17 protein-coding genes are annotated in these 20,496 nt (G+C 64.2%); 6 read left to right on the top strand and 11 right to left on the bottom strand.

Annotated features, from left to right (window positions below; translation table 11 throughout):
- Positions 1-357: 357 nt before the first annotated feature.
- The 4 genes from AC07S4_RS08375 to AC07S4_RS08360 all read left to right on the top strand — a co-directional run bounded on the left by AC07S4_RS08375 (position 358) and on the right by AC07S4_RS08360 (position 7,935).
- Positions 358-3,759 carry a TonB-dependent receptor gene (locus tag AC07S4_RS08375; protein WP_494986201.1) on the top strand — a complete coding sequence of 1,134 codons (3,402 nt, stop codon included), beginning with the start codon at positions 358-360 and terminating at the stop codon, positions 3,757-3,759.
- Positions 3,760-3,919: 160 nt separating this feature from the next.
- Positions 3,920-5,611, top strand: a complete 1,692-nt coding sequence (locus tag AC07S4_RS08370; protein ID WP_494986200.1) for a bifunctional metallophosphatase/5'-nucleotidase — start codon at positions 3,920-3,922, stop codon at positions 5,609-5,611.
- A gap of 15 nt (positions 5,612-5,626) precedes the next feature.
- A complete protein-coding gene (locus tag AC07S4_RS08365; RefSeq protein WP_494986199.1) occupies positions 5,627-6,844 on the top strand; it encodes a phospholipase D-like domain-containing protein in 1,218 nt (405 codons plus the stop codon).
- Positions 6,844-7,935: a S1/P1 nuclease gene (locus AC07S4_RS08360; RefSeq protein ID WP_494986452.1), complete on the top strand. Its 1,092-nt coding sequence runs from the start codon at positions 6,844-6,846 to the stop codon at positions 7,933-7,935. The genes AC07S4_RS08365 and AC07S4_RS08360 overlap by 1 nt, the downstream gene beginning before the upstream one ends.
- 9 nt (positions 7,936-7,944) lie before the next feature.
- On the opposite strand, the gene AC07S4_RS08355 is transcribed toward AC07S4_RS08360, so the two are convergent.
- The 3 genes from AC07S4_RS08355 to AC07S4_RS08345 form a co-directional block, all read right to left on the bottom strand.
- Positions 7,945-8,793: a hypothetical protein gene (locus tag AC07S4_RS08355; protein ID WP_494986198.1), complete on the bottom strand. Its 849-nt coding sequence runs from the start codon at positions 8,791-8,793 to the stop codon at positions 7,945-7,947.
- Positions 8,794-8,947: 154 nt separating this feature from the next.
- Positions 8,948-9,763 carry an isocitrate lyase/PEP mutase family protein gene (locus AC07S4_RS08350; protein WP_494986197.1) on the bottom strand — a complete coding sequence of 272 codons (816 nt, stop codon included), beginning with the start codon at positions 9,761-9,763 and terminating at the stop codon, positions 8,948-8,950.
- 53 nt (positions 9,764-9,816) lie between these two features.
- Positions 9,817-10,575 carry a DeoR/GlpR family DNA-binding transcription regulator gene (locus AC07S4_RS08345; protein ID WP_494986196.1) on the bottom strand — a complete coding sequence of 253 codons (759 nt, stop codon included), beginning with the start codon at positions 10,573-10,575 and terminating at the stop codon, positions 9,817-9,819.
- 23 nt (positions 10,576-10,598) lie between these two features.
- Between AC07S4_RS08345 and AC07S4_RS08340 the strand changes: the two genes are divergently transcribed.
- Positions 10,599-11,252 (top strand): NUDIX domain-containing protein, encoded by a 654-nt coding sequence (locus AC07S4_RS08340; RefSeq protein ID WP_494986195.1) that lies wholly within the window; start codon positions 10,599-10,601, stop codon positions 11,250-11,252.
- On the opposite strand, the gene AC07S4_RS08335 is transcribed toward AC07S4_RS08340, so the two are convergent.
- The 8 genes from AC07S4_RS08335 to AC07S4_RS08300 form a co-directional block, all read right to left on the bottom strand.
- Entirely contained in the window at positions 11,191-11,445 is a 255-nt protein-coding gene (locus AC07S4_RS08335; RefSeq protein WP_494986194.1) for a VOC family protein, read from the bottom strand. The two genes, AC07S4_RS08340 and AC07S4_RS08335, sit on opposite strands and share 62 nt — an antisense overlap.
- A gap of 20 nt (positions 11,446-11,465) precedes the next feature.
- Entirely contained in the window at positions 11,466-11,876 is a 411-nt protein-coding gene (locus AC07S4_RS08330; protein WP_494986193.1) for a VOC family protein, read from the bottom strand.
- Between the two features lie 71 nt (positions 11,877-11,947).
- Entirely contained in the window at positions 11,948-12,259 is a 312-nt protein-coding gene (locus AC07S4_RS08325) for a hypothetical protein (RefSeq protein ID WP_494986192.1), read from the bottom strand.
- A gap of 25 nt (positions 12,260-12,284) precedes the next feature.
- Positions 12,285-13,007, bottom strand: a complete 723-nt coding sequence (locus tag AC07S4_RS08320) for a glycine-rich domain-containing protein (protein ID WP_494986191.1) — start codon at positions 13,005-13,007, stop codon at positions 12,285-12,287.
- Between the two features lie 34 nt (positions 13,008-13,041).
- Complete coding sequence (locus tag AC07S4_RS08315) at positions 13,042-14,013, bottom strand: ABC transporter permease (RefSeq protein ID WP_494986190.1); 972 nt, start codon at positions 14,011-14,013, stop codon at positions 13,042-13,044.
- Positions 14,014-14,017: 4 nt separating this feature from the next.
- Positions 14,018-15,097: an ABC transporter permease gene (locus tag AC07S4_RS08310; RefSeq protein ID WP_494986189.1), complete on the bottom strand. Its 1,080-nt coding sequence runs from the start codon at positions 15,095-15,097 to the stop codon at positions 14,018-14,020.
- Positions 15,094-16,623, bottom strand: coding sequence for an ABC transporter ATP-binding protein (locus AC07S4_RS08305; protein ID WP_494986188.1), 1,530 nt, complete (start codon positions 16,621-16,623; stop codon positions 15,094-15,096). Before AC07S4_RS08305 ends, AC07S4_RS08310 begins: the two co-directional genes overlap by 4 nt.
- An 85-nt stretch (positions 16,624-16,708) precedes the next feature.
- The gene (locus AC07S4_RS08300) at positions 16,709-17,704 is read right to left on the bottom strand and encodes a BMP family lipoprotein (RefSeq protein ID WP_494986187.1); all 996 of its coding nucleotides are present in this window, start codon (positions 17,702-17,704) and stop codon (positions 16,709-16,711) included.
- A 518-nt stretch (positions 17,705-18,222) separates the two neighbouring features.
- On the opposite strand from AC07S4_RS08300, the gene AC07S4_RS08295 reads away from it, so the two are divergent.
- A complete protein-coding gene (locus AC07S4_RS08295) occupies positions 18,223-20,475 on the top strand; it encodes a TonB-dependent receptor (RefSeq protein WP_494986451.1) in 2,253 nt (750 codons plus the stop codon).
- Positions 20,476-20,496 lie beyond the last annotated feature (21 nt).

Raw genomic sequence — 20,496 nt, 5'->3', positions numbered from 1 at the left:
GCCTAATCCCTTACTCCGAGTTCAGCCATCCGACTTAAATCGTCGGATTTATAGTTTTTGGATCTGAATCCACGAAGAAAAACGAATTTGTCATGCATTTTTGCTTCATGCATAGTGAGATCAGCATTGCAAAAGTGCCATGTTGCAATTGTTTTTTGTCATACCTGCAGTGGGCGATGTCACGCTCCTGAAACATTGCCAAAGTAGACTCATTCGTTACGCTACAGAAGAATTTTTCCCGGCGCTTTGCCAGCGCGGCGCCGGTCCCGGTTTGCAGCACAGTAAAGAGGGTGCCCGGCCGGCCTACCGGATGGCCGTCAGCACTTCAATAATATTAGTCTTTTTTGGGGTTATACAATGATCAAGCACAAACGGCTACGATTGACGCAGATCGCGCTCAGTCTGTCTATCGCGCTCGCGGCGGCACCGTCGTTCGCTCAGAACACCACGTCGGCCATTTCCGGCCGCATTTCGTCCAACGACGGCAAGCCAGCCGCTGGCGCAGCCGTGACCATCGTTCACACGGAATCGGGTTCGGTCAGCAGCGTGGTGACCGACGCGGATGGCCGTTATGTAGCCCGCGGCCTGCGCGCCGGCGGTCCTTACACGATCACCATCACCAAAAACGGCGTCAGCGAAAAACGTGAAAACGTGTTCGTGGAAGTGGCTGAAACGGCCGCCGTGGACGCAGTGCTGGGCGCGTCTATCCAGACCGTGGCCATTACCGGCCGCCGTTCGGAAACCTTCAACCGCACCAATATGGGCGCCGGCACCAGCATCAGCGCGACCGAACTGGCAACCCAGGCTTCGATCTCGCGCAGCCTGCAGGACTACGCCCGTGTCGACCCGCGCCTGTCGCAGACCGACAAGGAACGCGGCGAAATCTCCGTGGCCGGCCAGAACTCGCGCTACAACTCGATGACCATTGACGGCGTGGCCGTGAATGACACCTTCGGCCTGGAAGCCAGCGGCACCGCCACCGGCAAGCAGCCGATCTCGGTCGAAGCAATCCAGTCGGTGCAGGTCAACGTAGCCAACTACGACGTAACCCAGAAGGGCTACACCGGCGCCAACATCAACGCGGTGACCAAGTCCGGTACCAACACGGTCAAGGGCAGCGTCTACTACGTGTTCCGCAACAACAAGATGGCTGGCGACCGCTACAACAGCGCCACCGATTCCTACTTCGACGCGCCGCCGTCGAAAGACACGACCAAGGGCATCACCCTGGGCGGCCCGCTGATCCAGGACAAACTGTTCCTGTTCGCGAACTACGAAAAATCTGAAAGCAGCCGCAACTCGCCAGCCTTCGGCGTGGTCGGCAGCGGCCTGACCACCGTGGCGATCTCCAAGTCGGTGCTCGACAGCGCCGCCACCATCGCCAAGAACAACTACGGCATGGACATCGGCACCTCGGAGGTGCCGACCGGCACCAAGTTCAAGTCCGAAGACAAGCTGCTGAAGCTGGACTGGAACATCACCGACGACCAGCGCGCCATGCTGCGCTACACCAAAACCGAACAGTCCGAGCCTATCTTCCCAGGCTTCTCGGCTACCGGCGTGTCGCTGAGCTCCTACTGGTACGCGCAAGAGAAGTCGCTGACCACCCTGGTCGGCCGCTGGACCGCGGAATGGACCCCGACCTTCTCGACCGAAGTGAACGCGTCCACCCGCAAGTACGACTCCGTGCCGAAGAACAACGCCTACCTGCCAGCCATCGGCCTGCAGTTCTCGGGCGCGCTGCCTGAGGGTTCGCCGGCTGGCCTGTCGACCGGCAACCGCTTCGCCAACTTCGGCACCGAGCTGAGCCGTCAGATGAACGTGCTCAACACCAAGACCCAGGACTTCTACGCAGGCGCCAACTGGCAGCTGGGCGAGCACGACCTGAAGTTCGGCACCGACTACAGCAAGAACGAGATCTACAACGCCTTCCTGCAGAACGTCAACGGCAACTACACCTTCGCCTGTATCAACAGCAGCACGACGTTCACGTACTCCTTCGGCGCCATCAACTGCGCCACCGCCACGTCGGCCGCACACGCTGCCGCCGTGCTGGAGAACTTCAGCAAGGGCCGTCCTTCGTCGTACACGCTGCAAGCCGCCATCCCGGGCAAAACGCTGGACGACGCGATCGCCCGCTTTGAGCTGAAAAACATCGGCCTGTTCCTGCAGGACACCTGGACCGTCAACCGCCAGCTGACCGTTACGGCCGGCCTGCGCGTGGACGGCTCCCGCATCGGCGACGTGCCGGTCGCCAACCCGACCGCAGCACTGGCCACCGGCCCGCTGGTCAGCGGCCGCCAGACCGGCGGTTTCGGCATCGACAACACCCGCACCATCGACGGCCAGAACCTGTACCAGCCGCGCGTCGGCTTCAACTACAAGTTCGACAGCGAGCGTCCAACGCAGCTGCGCGGCGGCGCGGGCCTGTTCCAGGGCGCGGCCCTGTCGGTCTGGCTGGGCAACCCGTTCCAGAACACCGGCATGGTTATCCGCAACATCACCTGCACGTTCGCGGCCGGCACTTGCCCGACCACCGGTGGCTTCTTCAGCGCCGATCCGACCAAGCAGCCGACCAACGTGGTCAGCACCATTCCTGCAATGAAGGTCGACACCATCAGCAGCGACATGGCGCAGCCATCGGTCTGGAAGGGCAACCTGGCGTTCGAACATGAGCTGCCATTCATGGGCCTGGTCTTCGGCGCGGAATACCTGCGCACCAAGACCAAGGACGGCATCTATTACAAAGAGCTGAACCTGGGCGCACCGACCAAGACCGGTAGCGACGGCCGTCCTCTGTTCTGGACCAACTCCGGCTACCTGCCGACCTGCTACACCGCCACCGGCGGCGCAGTGGGCGGTGCAGCTTGCCCGGACACCCGCAACAAGGCGCAGAGCAACGCGTCCTTCGGCCAGGTGCTGCAAGCCACCCGTACTTCGGGCGGCGCCGGCAACCTGCTGACCCTGTCGGTGAAAGCGCCTATGCGCGCCGGCCTGGGCTGGGGCGTAGCGTACACCTACACCGACGCCACCGAAGTGTCGCCGCTGACCTCCTCGACCTCCAGCTCGAACTGGGGCGGCCGTGCATCGTTCGATCCGAACGAGAACGTCGCTTCCAACTCGAACTACCTGGTCAAGGACCGCATCTCGGCCAACGTGAGCTGGCAGAAAGCGTTCTTCGGCAGCTACAAGACCGGCTTCGGTCTGTTCTACGAAGGCCGCACCGGCAAACCGTTCAGCTGGACCATCAACAACGACTTGAACGGCGACGGCCTGGCTGGCAACGACCTGATGTACATCCCGAAAGCACCAGGTTCGGGTGAAGTGGCCTTCTTCGGCGCCACCCCGGCTGCCCGCGCTGCCACCGAGGAAGCATTCTGGAAAGTGGTCGACGCCAACGGCGCCCTGTCGAAATACAAGGGCGGTGTGGTTGGCCGCAACACCGACTTCTCGCCATGGACCAACAGCATCGACATGAAAGTCACGCAAGAAGTGCCAGGTTTCTGGCCACGCCACAAAGGCATCTTCTCGCTGGACTTCCTGAACGTTGGCAACATGATCAACAAGAAGTGGGGCCGTATCAATGAAGTGGCCTTCCAGTCCGCCGGCGGCCAGGTGCGCAGCTTTGTCGACTACGTAGGTATCGACGCCCAAGGCCGTTACATCTACAACGTCCGCACCACCGAAGAACTGGTGACCCGTCAGGAAAAAGGCGAGTCCCAGTGGGCGATCCAGGCTACCGTGAAGTACGAGTTCTAAGCTCGCTACTGACGTAGTCTGAACACAAACGGCTGGTGGCAACACCAGCCGTTTTTTTATTCCGCTTTTTGATCTGTAACGTAACGTTTCGCCAGCCCCGGCGCCTGCCTGCGGGCCGCTGCGGGCGGTACAATATCCGATTACCGGCCTCGTCCCTGCAATGAACCATCCATTTAAATCCTCCGCCCTGGCGCTGGCCCTGGCGGCCCTGCTTGCCGGCTGCGCCAGCCAGCGTCCCGCCACCGTGGTGGACATCAACATCGCCACGCTGAACGACTTCCACGGCAATATCATGCCGAGCAAATTCAGCTACACCAATTCCTGGGGCTTCGAGCGCAGCGAGCTGGCCGGCGGCATCGACACCATCGCCGCCGCGCTGCAAGCCTGGCGCGAGGAAGACCGCGAGCTGCTGCTGGTGGGGGCGGGCGACCTGATCGGCGCCAGCCCGGCCATCTCCTCGATGTGGGCCGACGAAACCACGCTGGGCGCGCTCAACCTGCTGGGCCTGCAGGCGACCTCGGTGGGCAACCACGAATTCGACGCCGGCCGCGCCGAGCTGCTGCGCCAGCAGAAGGGCGGCTGCGCCTCGCCGCGCCCGGACAAGGCCTGCAAATTCGAGCCGGTCTACCCCGGCGCCAAATTCCAGTACCTGGCCGCCAACGTGGTGGACATGGTCACCAACAAACCCTTCCTGCCGGCCTACAGCGTGCAGGAAGCGCACGGCGTGAAGGTGGCCTTTATCGGCGCCGTGCTGAAGGACACCGCCCAGGTGGTGCTGGCCTCCGGCATCGCCGGCCTGCAGTTCGGCGACGAGGCGCAAGCCATCAACCGCGCGCTGCCCGAACTGCGCGCCCAGGGCGTGAACGTGTTCGTGGCCCTGATCCACCAGGGCGGCCGCACCACCGACGCGCTGGACCAGCCGGACTGCCCCAATCTGAAGGGCGAGATCGTGGACGTGGTCAAGCGCCTCGACCCGGCTATCAAGGTGGTCATCAGCGGCCACTCGCACAAAGGCTATCTGTGCCGCGTGGACGGCCGCCTGGTGACGCAGGCCGAAACGGCGGGCCACGTGATGTCGCGCATCCGCCTGAGCGTGGACACGGCCAATAACACCGTGCTGGAAACCAGCGCCCGCAACGTGGTGATGAAGCAGGACCAGTATCCGGCCGATCCGGCCATGGTGGCCTATATGGACAGCGTGCGCCGGCGCAGCGACGAGGTGCTGGGCAAGCCGGTGGCGCGCCTGGCCGTGGCCAAGGTGGCCCGCGCCAGCGGCGACGACAGCAGCGAGTCGGCCATCGGCGACCTGGTGGCGGACTCCATGCTGGCCGCCGGCAAGCCTTTCGGCGCGCAGATCGCCTTCATGAACCGCGGCGGCTTGCGCCAGGACCTGCTCACCAGCCAGGGCAACAACGCCACGCTGGCGCACTTGCACGCCGTTCTGCCTTTCGGTAATACGCTGGACGTGATGAACCTGACCGGCGCGCAGATCCGTGCGCTGCTGGAAGAGCAGTGGCTGCAAGGGCGCAGCGTCACGCGCGGCCTGCTGCAGGTGTCGGACGGCTTCACCTACCAGTGGGACGCCAAGCAGCCGGAAGGCCAGCGCCTGGTGCCGGGCAGCGTGCTGCTGCACGGCGTGCGGATCGAGGACGGCGCCAGCTACCGCGTGGTGACCAACCACTTCCTTTCCGAAGGCGGCGACTACTTCCCGACCTTTGCGCGCGGCACCAGCCGCGCACCGACACCGATCCGCGACATCGACGCCCTGGCCGCCTACCTGGCCCAGCGCGACCGCGACGGCAAGCCCGCCGGTTCCGAGCAGCATGCGGGCCGCATCCAGCGTATCAAGTAAACCAGGAGCCACACCATGCGCAAACTCTTACTCACCGCAATGCTGGCGGCAGGCGTCGGCAGCGCCCACGCCGACTTCAGCATCCCCGGCTACGAGCTGGTGCTGACCACGCCGGTGGAAACCGCGCTCGCCAATCCGGACCTGCGTGATCCCGCCACCGTGTGGAGCGAGCTGTTCGACAACGCGAAACACGACATCGCCATCGGCCAGTTCTACGCCGTGGTGCGCGAAGGCAGCGCCTTCGAGAAAGTGTTCGAGCGCCTGGAAGCGGCGGGCAAGCGCGGAGTGAAGATCCGCTTCCTGCTCGACAAGAAGGGCGTGGGCCTGTCCGAAGCGCCCACCATCGAGCGCCTGAAAGCCATCCCCAACCTGGAACTGCGCATACTCGATTTCAACCAGCTCACCGGCAACGGCATCATCCACGCCAAGTACCTGGTGGTGGACCACGCCGCCGCCTACGTGGGCAGCCAGAACTTCGACTGGCGCTCCTTCACCCATATCCACGAAACCGGTCTGCGCATCAGCGACGGCAAAGTGGTCAAGCAGATCCAGGCCATTTTCGACCAGGACTGGAACGCCCAGGCGCGCCTGGCGCGCGGCCTGCGCGCCACTGAAATCGGCACCGCCTCGGCCAGCGCCAACTACGCGCCGGACGCCTTCCTGATGGCCAGCCCCTATGCCTACAACCCGCCCGGCGTGGCCGACTCCGAGCGCGGCCTGCCGGCCCTGCTGGAAGAAGCGCAAAGCGAAGTGCGGGTGCAGCTGCTGGACTACGCGCCCCTCAGCTACGGGCCGAAAGGCACGCGCCCCTACTATCCGGTGGTGGACAACGCGCTGCGCGCCGCCGCGCAGCGCGGCGTGAAGATCAAGCTGATGGTCTCCAACTGGAACACCGAAGCGCCCGCCATCGCCTACCTGAAAAGCCTGGCGCTGCTGCCCAATGTGGAGATCCGCGTGGTGACCCTGCCCAAGGCTTCGGACGGCTTCATTCCGTTCGCGCGCGTCATCCACAGCAAGACCATGAGCATAGACGGCAAGCTGGCCTGGGTGGGCACCAGCAACTGGGCGGGCGGCTATTTCGACCTGTCGCGCAACCTGGAGGTGGTGCTGCGCAACGAGAAGATGGCGCAGCGCGTGGCCGCATTGCACCAGCAGCTGTGGGACTCGCCTTACGCGGCGGCGCTGGACGTGAACAAGAACTATCCGAAACCAAGTAAAGGAAAAGAAGAATGATGAAGAAGCTCGCATGTGTGCTGGCGCTGGGCGCCGCCTTTGTATCGACCAACGCGCTGGCCTGGGGCAATGACGGCCACCGCATCGTCGGCTCCATCGCCGACCAGCTGATCAAGGGCAGCTACGCCGAGAAGCAGGTGCGCGCGCTGCTGCTGCCGGGCGAGAGCCTGGAGAAGGTCGCCAGCTGGATGGACTGCGTGAAGGGCACCTACTGCGGCCCGCAAACCACGGAGATGACCGACTACACGGCCGCCAATCCCAAGCACAGCGAATACCACTACACCGACGTGCCCTTCCAGCTGGACGAGTACCACGACCACGGCGTGGGCACCGAGGAGCATGACATCGTGCAGTCGCTGCGCCAGGCGATCTGGGTATTGCAGGGCAAGGACGGCGCGGCCGTCAACCCGCACAAGTTCACCAAGCGCCAGGCCCTGCTGCTGCTGACCCACCTGGCCGGCGATGTGCACCAGCCGCTGCACGTGGGCTCGGCCTTCATCAGCAAGGAAGGCGTGTTCGTGGTGCCGCTCAAGCAGGAGCAGATCGACGGCGTGAACGTCTTCAATCCGCAGGGCGGCAACAATATGCTGCTGGACGACGAGAAGATCAACGCCAGCGGCACCGCGCTGATTCCGGCGGCGCCGCCGAAAGAGGGCGAGGCCGCCAAGCCGGCCGCCGCTGCCGATGCCAAGCCAGGTCCGAAGACCAAGCCCTTCCACTCCTACTGGGACACCACCGTGGTGGACTATGCCATGCGCCGCGTGAGCGCGCGCACGCCGGAGCAGTTTGCGCAGATCGCCATCGCCGGCAAGCCCGTCGTGGCGGGCAACACGGGCGACCCTGCCAGCTGGCCCTACCAGTGGGCCAACGACGCGCTGGTGGTGGCCAAGGCCGCCCACGCCGACGTGACGGTGGGCCCGGCCGGCAAGCAGACCAGCCGCAACGGCACGGTCTACACCGTATGGCAGCTGAACGTGCCGGACAACTACCCGGTGCCGTCGTCGGCCATCGCCAAGGAGCAGCTGGTTAAAGGCGGCTACCACCTGGCGTCGCTGCTGCAGGCCATCTGGCCGGAGCCGGCAGCCAAGTAAGCCGGTCGCCTACTTCCCCTCCAGCGGCCGGTACCAGAGTTCCGGCCGGTTCAGCGGGGCGGTGGGCGAGATGCCGGGATTGCGTATGGTCAGCAGGCGGCGCTTGTCCAGCTTGCAGCGCTCTATCACGGGGCCTTTGTGCTGGCGGAACAGCGCGTTCAGCGTGCCGTCCTGCACCATCGTCTCCAGTCCGGCCTTGATGCGCCTGGCCAGCCGCTCGCCCTCGGCATCGCGCCGCAGGAAGATGTAGCGCGGCAGCGGATAGCGCAGCATCAGCGTGGGTTCCAGCGCCAATTGCGGAAAGCGCTGCTGGTACTGGCGCAATTCCAGCGGCGCTTCGTCCACGCCGCGCGAATAGAAATCGAAGCGGCCCGCCATCAGCATGGGGATCAGGCTCTCGAACGATCCTTCCACCACCGGGATGCCGGCCGCGCGCAGGATGGACACATCGGCCCAGTCCTTGCCCAGGCCCGCGTTCAGGGCGCGCAAGTCCTGCACGCTGCGCACGGCCGCGAAGCGGGGCAGATCGGCGCTGCGCACAAAGAACACGCGGAAGCCCAGCAGGCCTTTATCGATGGGGATGCGGACCGGCAGCAGGTCGTGCTCCATCTCAGGCGTGGAGGCGCGCGCCAGCACATTGATGCGGCCTTGCGGCAGGGCCAGCTCCTGCTTGACACGCTGCGGCGACATGGCCTCGTCCAGCTGCCGCAGTTCGAACGGCCCGAAGGCGTGCGCGGACTTCTCCAGCGCGGTGCGCAGCACCAGCCAGTCGTAGTCGTAGCGCTCGTTCACCGTGTCCAGATGGCGCGGATACGTCACCACCTGCACCGCCTTGCCCGCATGGGCGTCGGCGAGCATCGGCAGCAGGCAGCTGCTCAGCGTACCTTGAAGAAAACGTCTGCGGGGAGGGGAGGAACTGGCCATGCAGCCAGTGTGCCAGCGCGGCTGGCCGCCAGCAAGCACCGCGCACGCGCGCGTTGCTAACGCCGCAGTTCCTCCTCTTCCCCTTGGCCTACTTCGCGGGCCGGTTCAGGAACAGATTCTGGATATCGGCATAGCTCATGGCCTTCTGCGCCAGCGGGCCGGTGTTGCCGCTGTCGAGGAAGCCTTGCGCCATTTCGCGCGCGGCGCCCCACAGCGCCTGCGCGATGCCGGAGCCGGCGCTGAAACGCCGCACGCCCAGCGCCGCCAGTTCCGCCGCCGGCGGCACGCCCGGCCAGTCCATCACGTTCAGCGGCAGGCCCGCGCCGGCGGCCACCTGGCGGATTTCCTCCGGCAGGCAGATGCCGGGCACGAACAGGCCGTCCGCGCCGGCCGAACGGTAGGACTGCGCGCGCGCCAGCACTTCCTGCACGCGCTTGCCTTCCGGCGCCAGGCCGCGCAGGTAGACGTCGGTGCGCACGTTGACGAAGATGTCCACGCCGTCTTTGACAGCGGCATTCTTGATGGCCTCCACTTTGCGCGTCAGCAGCTCGGGCGCATCGCCGCCGTCTTCGATATTGATGCCGGCCACGCCGCTGTCCGACAGCAGCATGATGTAGGCGGCGACGGCGGCCGGGTTGTCCGAATAGCCGTTTTCCATGTCCACCGTGAGCGGCACGCGCAGCCCGCGCACGATGTTCTGGGTGGCGGCGATGGCGGCGCTGGCCGGCATGTTGTGGCCGTCGGCATAGCCCAGCGACCAGGCCAGGCCGGCGCTGGTGGTGGCCACGGCGGACGCGCCCAGGCTCTCGATCAGGCGGGCGCTGCCGGCGTCCCAGGCGTTGGCCAGGCGCAGCAGCTGCGGCCCCTGGTGCAGTTGGCGGAAGGCGGTCGCAGCGTGGCTCATGTCTGGCTCCATATGGGTGGCGGAAGAATGGCCTATTTTACATTGTTAAGGATTTAAGTTGCTAATGTGATAGCGATTCCCATGTTGCGGTAAGGCGCCAGCAGGGCCTCGTCCACGCCCGCGTTGACGATGATGCCGCTCACCTGCGCCAGCGGCACGGTGTGGAAGGGCGCGGCCGTGTCCAGCTTCTCCGGCGAGGCCAGCACGATGGTGCGCTGCGAGGCGGCGCTGATGGCGCGCTTGACGCAGCCTTCCTCGTAGTCGCCGGTGGTCACGCCCGCTTCCGGATGCACGCTGCACACGCCCATGAAGAAGATGTCGGCGCGGATCTGGGAGATGGCCTCCATGGTGGCCGCGCCCACGCCGACGATGGAATGCTTGAACAGGCGGCCGCCCAGCATGATCACTTCCACCGTGGGATGCTCGGCCAGCTCCACCGCGATGCTGGGGCTGTGCGTCACCACCACGGCGCGCAGGTCGTGCGGCAAGTGGCGCGCCACCTGCAGCGCGGTGGTGCCGCCGTCGATGAACACCACCTGGCCGGGACGCACCATGGCGGCGGCGGCGCGGCCGATGGCGGGTTTGCAGTCGGCCGAAATCTGCTGGCGCTGGGCGAAGTTGCCCATGGCCGGCGAGGCGGGCAGGGCGCCGCCGTGCACGCGCTCGAGCAGGCCTTCCTTGGCCAGCTCGCGCAGGTCGCGCCGTATGGTGTCCTCGGACAGGCCCAGTTTTTCACTCAGCGTTTTGGCCACGATCTGGCCGTCCTCGCGCAGGATCTTGAGCAGCAGCTCTTTGCGTTGGCGTGTCAGCATTGCACGAATTTTCTTGATATTGCATGAATTTGCATACTATCATGGAAACCCCATCATTGAACCAGGAGTGCAGCATGCCGGAAGACCGCGTCAGGATACGCGCCGTGGAAACCCTGTCGGACGACTGGTATCTGCTGCGCAAAACCACCTTCGACTACCGCCGTGGCGACGGCAGCTGGCAGACCATGTCGCGCGAGACCTATGACCGGGGCCACGGCGCCGTCATCCTGCTGTACCACCGCGCGCAGCGCAGCGTGATCCTGGTGCGGCAGTTCCGCTTTCCGGCCTATGGGCACGAAGGGCACGACGGCTTCCTGATCGAAGCGCCGGCCGGGCTGCTGGACCAGGCCAGCCCCGAGGAGCGCATCAAGGCCGAGGTGGAGGAAGAAACCGGCTACCGCGTGGCGGAAGTGCACAAGGTGTTCTCGGCCTTCATGAGCCCCGGCTCCGTCACCGAGCGGCTGCACTTCTTCGTCGCCGAATACGACCCCGCCTCGCGCCCGGGCGGAGGTGGTGGCCTGGCGGCCGAAGGCGAAGACATCGAAGTGCTGGAACTGCCGCTCGAGCGCGCGGTTCAAATGATCGCGAGCGGCGAAATCTGCGACGCCAAGACCATCATGCTGCTGCAATACGCGCAGCTGCATCTGCCAGGGTGGGCTCCTGGTACAGGCCCATGATGTTGCCGGCCGGGTCGATGAATTTGGCGACCGTGGTGGGGCCGAAGGTGGTGACGGGCATGTCGACGCCGCCGCCGCTGGCGGCCACCAGCTGCAGCGTGGCTTCGGCGTCGGCGACCATGAGGTAGACCAGCAGGCCCGCTTGCGTGGCGGGCGGGCAGCCGGTCACCCAGGCGCCGCTCACTTCGCCCACGCCGTCATTGAGTGTAAGCGCTATTGCGTGGGCGTGAACACCACCGATTCGGCCGAGCGCGTGAACGGGCCGTGGAAGACGGCTTCGATGTTGTTGCCGTCCGGGTCGAAGGCAAAGGCGGCGTAGTAGCCGGGATGGTAGTCGCGCTCCCCCGGCGGGCCGTTGTCGCGCCCGCCTGCGGCCAGCACCGCCTGGTGGAAGGCCTGCACGGTGGCGCGGTCCTTGGCGATAAAGGCCAGGTGGACGTGGGAGACGGGACCGTCGGCCTTGTCGACATACAAATCGTCGAGATAGAAGTTGCCTTCGCCTTCAACCAGTTTGTCCGCCAGACCGAGCGCGCCGAACGCCGCCCGGTAGAAACGCTTGCTCGCGTCTACGTCGGCCACGCGCAGATGCACGTGGTCAAAAAGTCTGCCTCGATGGAATTCCATGGCGCGCTCCTTGAAAGGGTAGGCGCCAGTATAGAAGCGCTGGCGCGGCGGGCGCGCCAGCTTGAACCTGGTTAATTTCCGAAGCCGTAGCGCAGCACCATGCCCACGGCCACGCAGCCTGCGGCGGCGAACAGCAGCTTGTTGCGCAGGCTGTCCGAGCCTATCGCCGCCTCGCGCTGCTGCTGCGCCATCTCGCTTTTCTTCTTGCCGATGATGAGCGGGCTGAGGAACCACAGTATGCCCAGCAGCAGCCAGCCTATGCCGGTGACCGTCATGCCGGTGGAATTGTGCTGCACGCCGTCGAGCAGGCGCGTGGCGGCCATGACGCCGCCGAAGGTGAGCCAGCAGATGCGGGCCAGCAGATGGGTTTTGATTTTTTCCATGGGCGGCATTATACGGCCAGCGCCGTCAATCGCCACCCCCGCCGCAGCCGCCCCCGCCGCAGCCACTGTCGCCGCCGCCATCACCGCCGCCCCCGCTGTCGCTGCCTCCGCTGCCGCAGGAGCCGGAATCGCTGCTGCAGCCGCTGCCGCCGTCGCTGAGCGAGTGCCCGCTGCCGAGGTCCGCGCCGCAATAGACGCCGCTGCCGTCATCGCTGCGGCGCACGCCATGGCAGTCGGGCACATACAGGAAGCCCTCGTTGATGCTGAACTTGCCGTCCAGCGCGAACAGCAGCGGCAAACGGGTGGGCGCGTTCGGATTGATGTTCTCTTCCATGCACACATAGCGCCAGCAGCGGCGGATGCCGTCGTTGCCGCGCTGGCCCTTGCTCAGCACGATGGCCGGCGTGTGGTGCAGGAAGCGGCCGAAGGCCTGCTGGCAGAACTGCTGGTAATTCTTGGTGTACAGGATCAGCTCATGCCACAGGTCGTCGGCCACTTGCGACGGCATCGACACATACTGGCGGCCGCTTTTCAGGTGCGCCAGGAAGAACTGCCGCAAGCCGTGCGCGACCAGCTGGCAATCCTTGATGGTGAGCTGCGGATGCTTCTTCATCAGCTTTTCGAACAGGCCTTTTGGCAGCACATAGCTGCGGATAAAGGCCTCGCGCCGCAGCACCCGCTGGCGCCGCCAGAGGTAGGCGGACAGCAAGGCGAAAGCCAAGGAGGAGAGGTAAACGCCGAAGGTCATGAGCGCAACTCCGTAACCCGCCCTTGCGTGCGCGCTAGCGCGACTTGACGAACGGTACGCCGATGGCTTTGGGCGCCACCGATTTGGCCATCAGGCCGGCCAGCACGATCACGGTGACGACATACGGCACCATCTGGATCAGCGAGCCGGGAATGCGGCCCACCAGCGGCAGGTCCACGCCTTCGATCTGGATCTGCACCGCGCCGAAGAAGCCGAACATCAGGCAGCCGAAGAAGGTGTACAGCGGACGCCAGTTGCCGAACACCATGGCGGTCAGCGCCAGGTAGCCGGCGCCGGCCGACATGTCGCGCAGGAAGAAGCCGCTCTGCACGATGGCCAGATACGCGCCCGAGAACGAGCACAGCACGCCGGCGATCAGCATGGCCTTGTAGCGCGTCCACTCCACCGACACGCCGGCCGCGTCGGCCGCGTGCGGATTTTCGCCGCAGGCGCGCAGGCGCAGGCCGAAGCGGGTGTGGTACAGCACCCAGTGCACCAGCGGCACCAGCGCGAAGGCCAGGTAGACCAGCACCGAATGGCCGCCGATCAGCTTGGTGTACAGCCAGCCCAGGAAGGGCACGTCCACGATGGCGGCGCTGCCCGGCAGCACCACGTCGAACAGGCGCGCCTGGCCCAGGTCCGGCGTGCGGCCGCCCTGCTGGAAGAAGAACTGGGCCACCACGAAGGTCAGCCCGCTCATGGCGATGTTGATGGCGATGCCGGCCACCAGCTGGTTGCCCTTCTGCGTGATGCTGACGTAGCCTTGCAGCGTGGCCAGCGCCACCGACACGGCCACGCCGGCGGCCACGCCGTACCACGGGTTCTGGGTGGCGAAGGCCACTGCCGCCGAGACGAAGGCCGAGGCCAGGATCTTGCCTTCCAGGCCGATGTCGATCACGCCGGAGCGTTCCGCGAACAGGCCGGCCATGGCCGCGAAAATCAGCACCGGCGCGTTGCGCACGGTCGATACCAGGATGCTGCCGATATGCAGGTCTTCAAAAGTCATGTCATTACCCCTTGGCCTTGATCAGCTTCATGATGGCTGGTGCGTAGAAGTTCTCCATGGCGCCGCAGAACAGAATGATCAGGCCCTGGATGAAGATAAAGGTTTCGGTCGGGATGTTCGGTTTTTCCAGCGACAGGTCGAAGCCGCCCTGGATCAGCGCGCCGAACAGCACCGCCGACAGGAAGATGCCGACCGGATGCTGGCGGCCCATCAGCGCAATCGCGATGCCGACGAAGCCGGCGCCGCCGACGAAGTTGAGCGACAGGTAGTGGGTCGAGCCCATGATGGAGTTGACCGAGCCCAGGCCAGCCAGCGCACCCGAAATCAGCATCACGACGATGATCATCTTGCTGATGCGGATGCCGGCGTAGTGGGCGGCGTGCTTGTTCAAGCCGGTGGCGCGCAGCTTGTAGCCCCAGGCGGAACGCGTGACCACCAGGCCGTAGATGGCCAGCGCCACGATGGCCAGCAGGAAGCTCACGTTGAGCGGCGTGTCGCCCAGCACCGGGAACCAGGTGTTCAGGCGCGGCATTTCGGCGGCGGCCGAGAACACGCGGCTGGCGGTGTTCTGCTCGCCCGCCGGTATCATGTATTTGACGATGAAGAAGTTCATCAGCGAGGCGGCGATGAAGTTGAACATAATCGTGGTCACCACGATGTGGCTGCCGCGCTTGGCCTGCAGATAGCCGGGCAGGAAGCCCCACAGCGCGCCGAAGACGGCCGCGCCGACGATGCCGCAGGGGATCAGCAGCCACCACGGCAGCGAGGCGTCCAGCGTCAGCATGGCGATGGTCAGCCCCAGACCGCCGATATACATCTGGCCTTCGGAGCCGATGTTGAACAGGCCGGCCTGCATGGCGATCGACACCGACAGGCCGGTGAAGATGAAGGTGGAGGCGTAGAACAGCGTGTAGCTCAGGCCTTCCGGGTTGACGATGGCGCTGTTGATCAGGATGCGCAGGGAGTCCAGCGGATCTTCACCGAGCAGGTGGATCACCAGGGCCGCCACCAGCAGCGCCGAGAGCAGGTTCAGTACGGGCAGGACAAAGGCTGTCGCCCAGCGTGGCATATCGTTAGTGTTCATGATTTATGCATCCCGCCCATCAGCAAGCCGATGCGGGTGGTGTCGAATTCGTCGATTTTCAGTTCGCCGGTGATGCTGCCGCCGCACATGACCAGGATGCGGTCCGCCAGCGCGCGCACTTCCTCCAGCTCCACGGAAACCAGCAGGATGGCCACGCCCGCGTCGCGCAGGGCGAGCAGCTGGGTGTGGATGGATTCGATGGTGCCGATGTCCACGCCGCGCGTGGGCTGGCCCACCAGCATCAGCTTGGGCTTGGCCAGCACTTCGCGCGCGATCACCACTTTCTGCTGGTTGCCGCCGGAGAGCAGGCCGATGCGCAGGTCCGGATTGGCCGGCCGCACGTCGAAGGCCTTCAGCAGGCCGGCGCAGCGCTCGGCCACGCCCTTGAAGTCGATCAGGCCCCAGCCGTTTTTCACGCGGTCCTGGTAGCCGAAGAAGGTGTTGTGCATGACGGAGAAGTTCTTCACCACGCCGTCGCGCAGGCGGTCTTCCGGCACATGGCCTATGCCCAGGCGGCGGAACTCCAGCGGCAGGCCGTCGGCGTCCGAGCGGCCCGCGTAGGGCAGGGGCTTGCCCTCGAAGTCCACCTGGCCCGAGGTGGGCAAGCGCATGCCGGACAGGATTTCCATCAGCTCGCTCTGGCCGTTGCCGGACACGCCCGCGATGGCGACGATCTCGCCCGCGCGCAGCGTGAAATTGAGCTTGTTCAGCAGGACCACGCCCTGGTCGTCGGTCAGCTGCAGGTCGCGCACCTCCAGCACCGGCGCGCCGGGATTGTAGGCGCCGCGCGGCAGGTTGTTTTCGATCGGGCGGCCCACCATCATATTGGCCAGCGCCTCTTTCGAGGTCTGCGCGGTTTCCACCGCGCCCACCACGCGGCCGCCGCGCATCACGGTCACGGTGTCGGTGATGTCGAGGATTTCCTGCAGCTTGTGCGTGATCAGGATGATGGTCTTGCCCTGTTCCTTGAACAGGCGCAGGATGTCGAACAGCGACTCGGTCTCCTGCGCGGTCAGCACGGCGGTCGGCTCGTCCAGGATCAGGATGTTGGCGCTGCGGTAGATCTGCTTGAGGATCTCCACGCGCTGCTGCGCGCCCACGGACAGGTCGTGGATGGTGGCCAGCGGATCTACGTCCAGGCGGTAGCGCGTGCAGATCTCGCGCAGCTGCGCCTCCACGGCCGCGCGCTTGTTGGCCAGCTTGAAGCCGCCTTCCGCGCCCAGCATGACGTTGTCGAGCACGGTCATGTTCTCGACCAGCATGAAGTGCTGGTGCACCATGCCGATGCCGAGATTGATGGCCTCGTGGCTGCTGTGGATGTTGCGGGCCTGGCCGTCGAGCAGGATCTCCCCGCCGTCGGCGCGGTAATATCCGTACAGGATGCTCATCAGGGTCGATTTGCCGGCGCCGTTCTCGCCCACCAGGCCATGGATGGCGCCCTTGGCGATGCTGAAGCTGACGTCCGTGTTCGCCTTGACCGCTCCGAAGTGCTTGGAGATGCCGCGAAATTCTACTGCTGGGTGCATAGGATCACTGGATGATGGTTGCTATGACTGAAAAACGCGCCGGACGGGAAAACCCGCCGGCGCGTTCTCTTTTTGAATCACGTGATTAGACCGGGCAGCTGTTGCCAGTACGGTAGTCGATCACTTTTACTTTGCCGTCGATAATGTCCTTGCGCACGCCCAGGACCTTCTTTTCGATTTCCGGGGTGATCAGCTTGCGGTTGTGCTCGTCGAGCGCCCAATCCACGCCGCCTTCTTTCAGGCCCTTGGCCGCCACGCCGGCTTTCCAGGTGCCGTTCTTCATCTGCATGAAGGAATCATACACGGCATTGTCGATGCGCTTGACCATGGAGGTCAGCACGCTGCCGGGGTACAGGCTGTTCTGGTTGGAATCGACGCCGATCGACAGCTTGCCTTTTTCCTTGGCCGTCTGCAGCGTGCCCATGCCGGAGCCGCCGGCCACCGCGAACACCACGTCCACGCCGCGTTCAAACTGCGAGCGCGCCAGTTCGCCGCCCTTGGCCGGATCGTTCCACGCGGCCGAGGTGGTGCCCACCATGTTCTGGAATACTTCCGCTTTCTTGTCGGTCGCTTTCGCGCCTTGCGCGTAGCCGCAGGCAAAGGTGCGGATCAGCGGAATGTCGATGCCGCCGATGAAGCCCAGCTTCTTGCTCTTCGAGGCCATCACGCCGGCCACGCCCACCAGGTAGGAGCCTTCTTCTTCCTTGAAGGTGATCGAGTTCACGTTGGCGCCTTGCGCCACGCCGTCGATCAGCACGAAGCGCACTTTCGGGAATTCCTTGGCGACCTTCTGCACCGCTTGCGTCTGCGCGAAGCCGATGGAGGCGATCAGGTCCATATTCTTGCGGGCCAGGCCGCGCAGCACCTGCTCGGCTTGCGTGTCGCTGCTGGCTTGCGCTTCGAGGAAGCTGATGTTGGTTTCCTTCTTGAAGCGCGCGGCGCCCTCGGAAGCGGACTGGTTGAACGACTTGTCGAACTTGCCGCCCGCGTCGTAGACGATGGCCAGTTTCGGGTCAGCGGCGCAGGCGCCAGCTGCCACGCACATGGCGGCGATCGTCAGACTGAGTTGTTTGATTTTCATGAGTAGGCTCCTGGAAGTTCGATATTGTATATTTTTTGCGGCCAGAACATGTAACTTGGGCTGTTTTTTAGAGGCAATGCCCCGTTTTATTGTTTCTCTTGCATCGCACCGAAAACGTGAAACTTGGTCATATTGTGTCGCCGCCTTGTCGTGCTGGTGCAACATTGTGTAAAGCCCAAAATTTATTTTACGTTGTTGCTTTTTCATGCTGTTGCCGATTGTTCTTGCCAATTCGGCACGCCGCCACCACCTCGCCGCCACCGCCTTGCCACCCTGTGCGGCACTCTAGCCGCAGCGCTCTATATAAGTGGTCCGCATGACGGTTGGATAGCCACTTACTATGCATGAGCCGGTATATGTATGGCAAATACGTTTTTTATTGTTTATTTATATGTGGATCATATAAATGGAATCTATTGTGTCGTAATTTCCAGTTAAAAGGTTTCATGCTAGGATTCGCCCTTGTAACGATTTTATTGGTTTTTTGTAAAGCAATCCCTGCTAGGAGCTGGTTCATGATGACAAAAAGTAAGTACGCGTCCCGCACGCTGATCGCCCTGGCGATCGCCGGCGCCTTCCCGCTGCAAGGCGCGATGGCCCAGGAAGCCGCCCAAGCCGACGCCAAGGCGCAAGCCGGCCAGCTGGAGACGGTAATCGTGACGGCAGCGCGCCGCTCGGAAAACATCAAGGATGTGCCTATGGCCATCTCCACCATGAAGGGCGAAAAGCTGGACGTGCTGACCGCCGGCGGCGACGACATCCGCTTCATGTCCGGCCGCACCCCGTCGCTGAACGTGGAATCGGACTTCGGCCGTTCCTTCCCGCGCTTCTACATCCGCGGCCTGGGCAACACCGACTTCGACCTGAACGCCTCCCAGCCCGTGGGCCTGGTGTACGACGGCGTGGTGCAGGAATCGCCGATGCTGAAAGGCTTCCCGGTCTTCGACGTGGAACAGATTGAAGTGCTGCGCGGCCCGCAAGGCACCCTGTTCGGCCGCAACTCGCCGGCCGGCGTGATCAAGTTCGACTCGGTCAAGCCGTCGAACAAGCAGGAAGGCTATGTGTCTGCCGGCTTCGGCAAGGACGGCGTGTTCAATGCCGAAGGCGCCTTCAACCTGCCGGTCAACGACATGATCAGCGCCCGCGTCTCGCTGCAATCGCAGTCGCGCGACGACCGCGTGCACAACCCGCGCATCACCGGCACCCAGGACTTCGAAGGCTACAAGGACAACGCGGCCCGCGTGCAGGTGCTGTTCAAGCCTAACAAGGACTTCAGCGCCCTGTTCAATGTGCACCACCGCGACATGGACGGCAGCGCCACCCTGTTCCGCGCCGGCATCATCAAGAAGGGCACCAACGACATCGTTGACGGCTTCGACTACGGCCGCTACCCGACCGACGGCTTCAACACCCAGAAGCTGAAAGTCACCGGCTCCAGCCTGACCATGCGCTACGACCTGCCGACGGTGACGCTGCACTCCATCACCGGCTACGAGAAGGCCAAGTTCTACAGCCGCGCCGACGTGGACGGCGGCTACGGTTCCGGCGCCACCTCCGGCCCGGCTCCCGCCTTCATCCCGTTCACCTCCGAAACCGCCGACGGCCTGCCGGACCACAAGCAGATCTCGCAAGAGTTCCGCATCGAGTCCAACACCAAGGACCGCCTGCAATGGATCGGCGGCGTGTACTACTTCAAGGAAGACATCGTTGTCGACAGCTTCAACTTCGACACCCTGGGCGGCGGCGTAGTCAACGGCTACGCGCAGCAGACCCAGAACTCGCGCTCGTGGGCGGCCTTCGGCTCCGTCAACTATGCGCTGAGCGACGTCTGGAAAGTGCGCGCCGGCGTGCGCTACACCGACGACAAGAAAGACTTCGTGGCAGCCCGCACGCTGACCCCGTTCGGCGGCAAGAACGTCGGCCCGCTGCGCGCCAACCCGCAAGACACCAACATCAGCTGGGACCTGAGCACCAACTACGAGATCGACAAGAACACCAACGTGTACGGCCGCATTGCGACCGGCTACCGCGCGCCTTCCATCCAGGGCCGCGTGCTGTTCGGCGACACCATCTCGGTGGGCGATTCGGAGAAGAACCTGTCGGTGGAAGCCGGCATCAAGCAGGACTTCCTGAACAAGCGCGCACGCCTGTCGGCTTCGGTCTTCAAGTACCGCGTGAAAGACCTGCAGCTGACCGCAGGTTCGGGCGCCGTCAACCAGAACCGCCTGGTCAATGCGGACAAGGCTGAAGGCCAGGGCTTCGAGCTGGACATGCAAGCCATCATTTCGGAAGAATGGCGCGCCACCATCGGCGGCAGCTACAACGACACCGAGATCAAGGATGCAGGCCTGTTCGTGGCGCCATGCGGCAACGGCTGCAGCGTGACCAACCCGACCAAGACCATCGGCGGCAGCACCGTTGCCCTGATCAACGGCAATCCACTGCCACGCGCACCTAAGTGGGTCGGCAACTTCACGCTGCGCTATAGCACCCCTGTGGCCAACGGCGAGTTCTACGCCTACACCGACTGGGCCTACCGCGACAAGTACAATATGTTCCTGTACGAAGCGAAGGAATACAAAGCCAAATCCATGCTGGAAGGCGGCCTGCGCGCCGGCTACAAATGGGCTGACGGCAAGTACGAAGTCGCCGCTTACGGCCGCAACATCACCGGCCGCGAGCAAGTCATCGCCGCGATCGACTTCAACAACCTGACCGGCATCGTCAACGAACCGCGCACGTACGGCGTGCAGTTCAAAGCGAACTTCTAATTAGTTCTTCGTCAGCGAAGC

This window comes from Pseudoduganella sp. GW821-FHT05F09 (genome assembly GCF_059419605.1).
The sequence above is the reverse complement of the archived record's forward strand: the minus strand, read 5'-3'. Positions and strand labels throughout refer to the sequence as shown.